This window comes from Psychrobacter sp. AOP31-B2-9, assembly GCF_052378005.1.
GTDB lineage: Bacteria > Pseudomonadota > Gammaproteobacteria > Pseudomonadales > Moraxellaceae > Psychrobacter.
This window is the reverse complement of record NZ_JBQSXG010000163.1, coordinates 1-6,215: the sequence shown is the minus strand read 5'-3', so window position 1 is coordinate 6,215 and position 6,215 is coordinate 1. Positions and strand designations below refer to the sequence as shown.

General features: G+C 42.8%; 5 protein-coding genes. All 5 read right to left on the bottom strand.

Annotation, left to right across the window (positions count from 1 at the left end):
* Positions 1-183 precede the first annotated feature (183 nt).
* Positions 184-1,233 carry a bifunctional nicotinamide-nucleotide adenylyltransferase/Nudix hydroxylase gene (locus ACT3SX_RS13335; protein ID WP_192519897.1) on the bottom strand — a complete coding sequence of 350 codons (1,050 nt, stop codon included), beginning with the start codon at positions 1,231-1,233 and terminating at the stop codon, positions 184-186.
* 157 nt (positions 1,234-1,390) lie between these two features.
* Positions 1,391-2,347, bottom strand: a complete 957-nt coding sequence (locus tag ACT3SX_RS13330; RefSeq protein WP_192519898.1) for an alpha/beta fold hydrolase — start codon at positions 2,345-2,347, stop codon at positions 1,391-1,393.
* 50 nt (positions 2,348-2,397) lie between these two features.
* On the bottom strand, positions 2,398-3,099 hold the full coding sequence (locus ACT3SX_RS13325) for an IS1 family transposase (RefSeq protein WP_198333450.1): 702 nt from the start codon (positions 3,097-3,099) through the stop codon (positions 2,398-2,400).
* Positions 3,100-3,270: 171 nt separating this feature from the next.
* Complete coding sequence (locus ACT3SX_RS13320) at positions 3,271-3,951, bottom strand: GDYXXLXY domain-containing protein (protein WP_225735403.1); 681 nt, start codon at positions 3,949-3,951, stop codon at positions 3,271-3,273.
* The gene (locus ACT3SX_RS13315; protein ID WP_192523716.1) at positions 3,948-6,191 is read right to left on the bottom strand and encodes a DUF4401 domain-containing protein; all 2,244 of its coding nucleotides are present in this window, start codon (positions 6,189-6,191) and stop codon (positions 3,948-3,950) included. Before ACT3SX_RS13315 ends, ACT3SX_RS13320 begins: the two co-directional genes overlap by 4 nt.
* Positions 6,192-6,215: the final 24 nt, after the last annotated feature.

Below are 6,215 nucleotides of genomic sequence, written 5' to 3'. Positions count from 1 at the left end.
AACAGCTTTGGCGATAAACCCTTGCCGTCTATCGACTCGGGCGGTGAAACTGATTGTACAAAAATATATGCAAAAATGATAAATCAGGTTTTAGAAATCAAACAACTGTGAAAATAAATTATATAGACTATCCTTGGGTAAGATATATCAAATAATGTACTAATTGGTCAGTGATATGTAACGCTACAACCCGACCATTTTGGTGATAATCGCATAATGGTCTTCGAACATCATGGTAGCGTCTAGCTCTGCCAGCGGTAGCCAAAATGCTTTGGCAGCGTCATCACCACCTTTTACTTTTGGCAGACCTTTTGGATCGTTTTTAAGTTGAAAGTAAAACGCTTGGGTAATCGTGCGGCCACGTGCCGAGCGATATGGGTCGTCAAAAGTATGCTGACTGTGACAAGAGCCACGTAATACTGGTTCAGGAACTTTGAGACGAGTTTCTTCACGCAGTTCACGGATACAAGCGTCAAACAATGTCTCTTTTGGGTTTAAAAACCCACCCGGCAGCGCCCATAATCCACGCCCTGGCATGCTACGGCGCTCTACCAACAAGATATGACCCGACTGTACAATCAACGCATCAGCCGTCATAAAAGTCGGTGGATAGGGAGCTGATTCCCACTGCCTTTTGTACTTGTCGATGAAATCTGCTTCTTCATGTAGCTGTTGGTATTTAGCCGTCTGTTTGAAGTCATTCAATACATTACGAGTAGATTCAGGCGTGCGCTCAGGTGTCGGCGTAGCGCCCATCAAATAACTATCTCGGATAGGCGTCGCCGATAGGTTGTGATAATTGGGCACTGATACCGAATCCCAGTTAGGAAACAATGACAAGTAGTATGATGAGCTGTCTTTTGAATGACCAATCAGGCCGATATCGCTCTGCAAATCACCAGTGACAGATTTTACGCCCGCTTGCACATACTGTAGCCAGCGTGTGTCGTTGTAGAGCGCATCATCTAGACCAACGCAATGAATACGTGCTGCTTCCTCTGCTGAGTAAGCGTCTTTGATCATCGTTGCACGTTCAGCAACGCTAAATGGATTGCGCAAGCTACGAGGCAGGTTGGCTGAGCCAATGAGCATAATCACTTCATCCGAGCGTTTTAATGCTTCGTCGATGACCGCTTTGTGTCCACGATGGAACGGCTGGAAACGACCAATAAAAACCAAATAACGATAGTGCTTATTGTTTTTAGTCAAACTCTGCTCTGATGATTCACTCATGTCCGCCAACTTCCTGCTTTTTATATTTTATGGGTAAAAACAACTTAGTGACCTCAATACTGACACAGCCTATGACTTGCTGACAAGTGTAAAGATGTTTGGTGCGGTATAACCACCAATGATTGTATAACGAAACACCATAAACATAGCTAAAATGTTAATTGGAATGTTTTTTGATCCACGCCGTCACTGTCGGCCAAATCTCTGTAGCCGCATTACGGCTAACCATGATGCGGCTGTGCGTATAGTCATCTAAATCGCCATTACTGCGCGAGTACTCTCGAAAGACGTTATCAGAATTCTTAAAGTCATCAAAAAGCTGCCGACAGCCATAGGCAGGGGAAATAAATTTATCTCCTTTAGCGCTGATGGCGTAGACAGGTATTGTGATATTTGGCATCTGTTGTCGATAGTCCAAAGGCTCATCACCACCATTTGTACCACTGCTAGGCTGGTTAAACGTACTTTTTTTAATAAAACTGCTGTTAAAGTTTTGTTGTAGGTTCCAGTCGTACCACTGGCGCATCGTATAGTCGCTTTCGTCACAGGTGCCCATCTTTAATTTTTTGGCAGGGATACGGCCAAGCAGTCGCGTGAGTGTTTTGGCGGCAATAATTTTTGCATGGCTAATCGGTTTTGATGCTGCGCCATAGGCTTGGCAGGCAAACATGCTGATGCTGTTTATTTTATCGATATAGTATTGGTTCTGAATCAGAAACATAATCAAACCAATACCGCCACCGCTGTGTGTGATGCAATGCAAATTATCGAATTTTAATTCATCAAAAAAGTAACGAAAAGTGGCTTCGTAATCATAGGTGGCAACGGTTTCGAAATTGAATTTTTCTTTGGGCGTTGAGCTGCTACCATGACCGCGCCATTCCATGATGTAACAATGATGTCCAAGGCCAGCTAGATACTCAGCAATTTTGAGACAGGTTTGTTTGTCTGAAAATGTCCCGTGCGTTAGAAATATGTTTTGTGGCTTTATTACAGAGGTATTTGTGGTTAGCGTATCAGTGACTGTGTTAGCTATTTTGCTATCGACAATTTTCCAAACAGCGATTTGTTCGCCATCTTTGGTGGTCACTAGGTTTAGCGTTTGTGTCATCATAAACGAGCTCTCTTAAACTCAAGGGTGGTGTTCTAAAAAGTATGCTGGCATCAGACATAGCCATAATTGACATAGAAGAATACCAAATCAAACACCTTAAAGTGGTTATCAAACTTCTTTGAGAAGCAGCAGGTCTTTCGAACGGCTCGTCGCAATCGGTGCCTAAGGCGACAGTTATTACCTTCTATGCCTACCGTATGCTGCTTGCCGATTTGTTTCTTGTCAGGCTTGAATGCGGTTATAAAGCTATCCCAGTTATCCATGCTAATAGAGCCATAGCTGACTTTCAGTTGTTTAAGACGGGCTCTTAGCTTCTTAGCTGTTTTCAGGTCACGTTTGCCCCAAACATAAGCAACAATCTCATTGGTAGCGCGGTCATAAGCATAAATAAGCCAAACTTTACGCTTCTTGCGATACACGTAAGTCCAAAACTCATCAACCTCTAAGCGTTCATAATAGCGCTTCTTAGGCGCAATCTTATAAACAGATGAGCCTATGGTGCTAAGCACTTTACCAATGCTAACTGAGGCTATAATAGCAATGTCTCTGACGCCACAGCCTCTCACTGTCATTAGCCGTATTTTATCTTCTATTCTAGAGTGACAGCCGTTATAAGTTAGGGCATGATCGCCAATAAACTGGCGTTTGCAGTCCTTACATTGATAGTTCTGCTTGCCATAGCTTTTTTTGCCGTGTATCGAAAAACTGGGACTGTGACAGTCGGGGCAATTGATCTGTATTTGTGTCTTCATAACCTCAAATATATCATCTTGCTTCGGCTGTCACCCTTCTTTTATTACTCCAGCATACTTTTTGATACACCACCAAATATTTAAAACGACAAGCCACAGTAACAAGCCGCGCGTATTTATCGCAATATCAGTTTGGTTAATGAAGGTTGTTAGCTGGCTAGCTTTTATTAATTAATGAGAGGAGTCATCAGCTAATTCAGCCTTATCCTCAACATCAACCCCTTTAATAATTTGAAATTTATCGTTTACCATCTCAGTCAGTAACGGCTCGCCTTTAGCATTGACGCGGAACAAGCCATATTGTGCCGCTTCAAATGACTTGGCATGACCTTCTTGAAAGAAAAAAGCATTGGTCGCCACTTGCACGCTACCGTTACGGATGCGGTAATGAATAGCCAACTCATTGACAGCTAAACTATTAAGGTCATCTCGGCTATTGGTTTTGGCTAAACGCACAAATTGTCCAACATTGTTGCTATCGGTTTTGACGATTACATAGCCGTCACTTGGTTTATAGATTCGAAAATCTGGCTGCAAGCTTTCTAAACTCTCTAAGTTTCTTTCACGCGTTTCGGGTCGCAACGCTGCAAAAACATCAGGCTCTAGCGCATAACTGAGGGTCATATAATCGCCTTGCATAAAGCCGCGCGGATCAACAGGGGCAAGCGCTAATAATACCGTATCGCCAGTGGCAAGATGGGTTTCGTATTTGTTGATATTCATCATCATCAAGCCCAATACCAGCGCCAATCCAAGAAGGGCAATAACAATCATGACTGCCGGTTTTTGTAGCCAATGCATGGTCGGCGATGTTTCTTTAATTAAACGCTTGGTCAGAATTTTATCTTTCATGATAGGCGCTCCTGATGATCGTTGGCGCTCGATTTTATATTTGCAAGATAGCCTTTAATAAGCGTCCAACGCATAAGTAATAGCGCGATACTGATGACCAGCATGGAGACGGATTTGACCAATAAAGACGTATCGAGCTGGTAGTAGTACCAAAAGATATAGCTGACCAACGCCACAATACCAAACCCTAGCAATAGGCGCTGACTATTGGCGACAGCAATGATGATAATTAAACTGGTTGCCAATAAGCCTGAGACGTAAATCGACATAACGCCAAGTATGGCAATAGTGCAACCAACGATAATTCCTGCTGCTGATAGGAAACTGACTTGATAGCGTTTGAGAATTAAAGCAGCACCATAGAGGCTAGCAATAATGAGCAGCCCTTGGGCTAAATAATAGTTGTAGCTGAAAGCCGTACTATAACTGTCAAAGCTATTTCCATATTCAGCCGCGATAAAGTACACAGAAACGCACAACAGCATCAGTGTACTGGCATAGCCAATTGCTTTGATAGGGTCAAAAATGGTCGCTTGCCAGTCGATAGAAACGGACTGTAATAGGCGATAACGTTGTAAATTACTGATAACAACAGTCAGTGCCAACAATCCCAAACTGATCTCAGGCAGATGATAGTAGTTAAGTAAATAAACCACGCAGCCCAAAGCAACCAAGCTACTTAGTATGCGGTAAATAAAGTTCGGCACGATGAAGGTCATACTGCTTTGAAACAATAAAAATAACCATATAGCAAAGGGGTGCTCAATATCACCGCTAATTAATGCGTACGCCACATAGACTTGTCCAGCTACGCTAATCGTAAAGGCTAAGCTGTTTAAAAATATACTACGGCGAAGGTGTTTATTTTTAAATAAGATAAAGCCAGCAATATTTAATACCATGCCCATGACAAAGTTCGCTATCGCACTATCGAGTACGCCAGTATTTTCTAGCAATAAGGTTAAAAAACCGATAAAAAATAGACTGGCGAGAATGCCGCTAAAACCAAAGAATACTTGTATAAACCAAGGGTTATGGTCTTGAGGGTCATTATTAACGGTTTGGTCGGTCTGAGCATCATTATCAATAGCATTTGCATCAATAAGTCCAAGCTGTTGTAGCTGTAAAAGAGTAGTGTCTGGGTGTTTATGGTCTATGTCACCTCTGGCTACCGTACTTGGCACACTGTTTTCGTGATTTAAACGAGCAACCTTACGTAGCCACATCACCGCTGCTGAACTCATTGCAATCAGCAACAGCGCTAAAGTTAGAAGCCCACCCGCATCGAAGTCATCTAATAGCCATTCTCCTACCCAAAACATCACCACGGTAATGATAGAAAATGACAGATAAGTGAGCATCAGCAAATCGATTCGACGTTGATAAAATTGCCAAAGCATAAAGCCGCACCAGCCAAGCCAAGATATAACAGAGATAAGCGTAGCTAAGCGATTGCCACCCTCGAAGACAGGGAAAACCGCTAGATAGGTAATAAAGCAAGTACTGAGTAGACCGACGATATAAGTGCTCCAGTGTAAGCTGGATTTGGTCTGCCTTTTTGTTTTAGGAGGAATAATAGAAGTGAGGTTGGTATGGGTAGTAGCTGCTTGAAGTGTTTGCTTTTCAGTACTGATAACCCAAGTATTGAAGGCGATAAAATTAATCAGTGCTAGAAGCCATACTTGAACAACGTTTTGATAAATATGATTAATAAATGACAAATCTATCAAATCAAGATATAGCATCAGACCAGCATTTATCAGCCCAAGCCACAACAGCCACAGTGCAGGAAAACGCGCGATAACGACCCAAGGCACAATCAATACGGCCCAGCCAAAAAACAGCTGCCAGGTATCAGCGCCCGTCTGATACACCTGCCCAAACAGTGCCAACAAGCTACCGGTAATCACGCTGGCAATGAGCAGTAAAAGCTGCCGGATTAGCTGAAATTTCTGTCTAAAAGAGAGCACAACGTAAAGGGCAATCGTGATAAATAACGCCCCTTCTACCAAAGCAAATTTACCCATTTTGCCTATATTTACCCAGTTATAGGCGATAAAGAAAACTAAGGACAAGACCAGTGCTATCGTGCCAATAATGAGCAAGGCTTTATCAAAAAACGTTAGCCAAGTACGTTTGCTGGGGTAGACTTCTAGGTGAGTTGCTGCCGCCTCGGTATTTTTGAGAGGTAGAATACCTTGGTGCAGTAATTGCTCGATAGTACGCCGTGGTTGGGTCATAGTACCCTCTCATTAAAAACAGTT

Coding starts and splice junctions, on each gene's coding strand:
- ACT3SX_RS13335 (WP_192519897.1), bottom strand. CDS start 1,233: ATGAGTGAATCATCAGAGCAGAGTTTGACTAAAAACAATAAGCACTAT.
- ACT3SX_RS13330 (WP_192519898.1), bottom strand. CDS start 2,347: ATGATGACACAAACGCTAAACCTAGTGACCACCAAAGATGGCGAACAA.
- ACT3SX_RS13325 (WP_198333450.1), bottom strand. CDS start 3,099: ATGAAGACACAAATACAGATCAATTGCCCCGACTGTCACAGTCCCAGT.
- ACT3SX_RS13320 (WP_225735403.1), bottom strand. CDS start 3,951: ATGAAAGATAAAATTCTGACCAAGCGTTTAATTAAAGAAACATCGCCG.
- ACT3SX_RS13315 (WP_192523716.1), bottom strand. CDS start 6,191: ATGACCCAACCACGGCGTACTATCGAGCAATTACTGCACCAAGGTATT.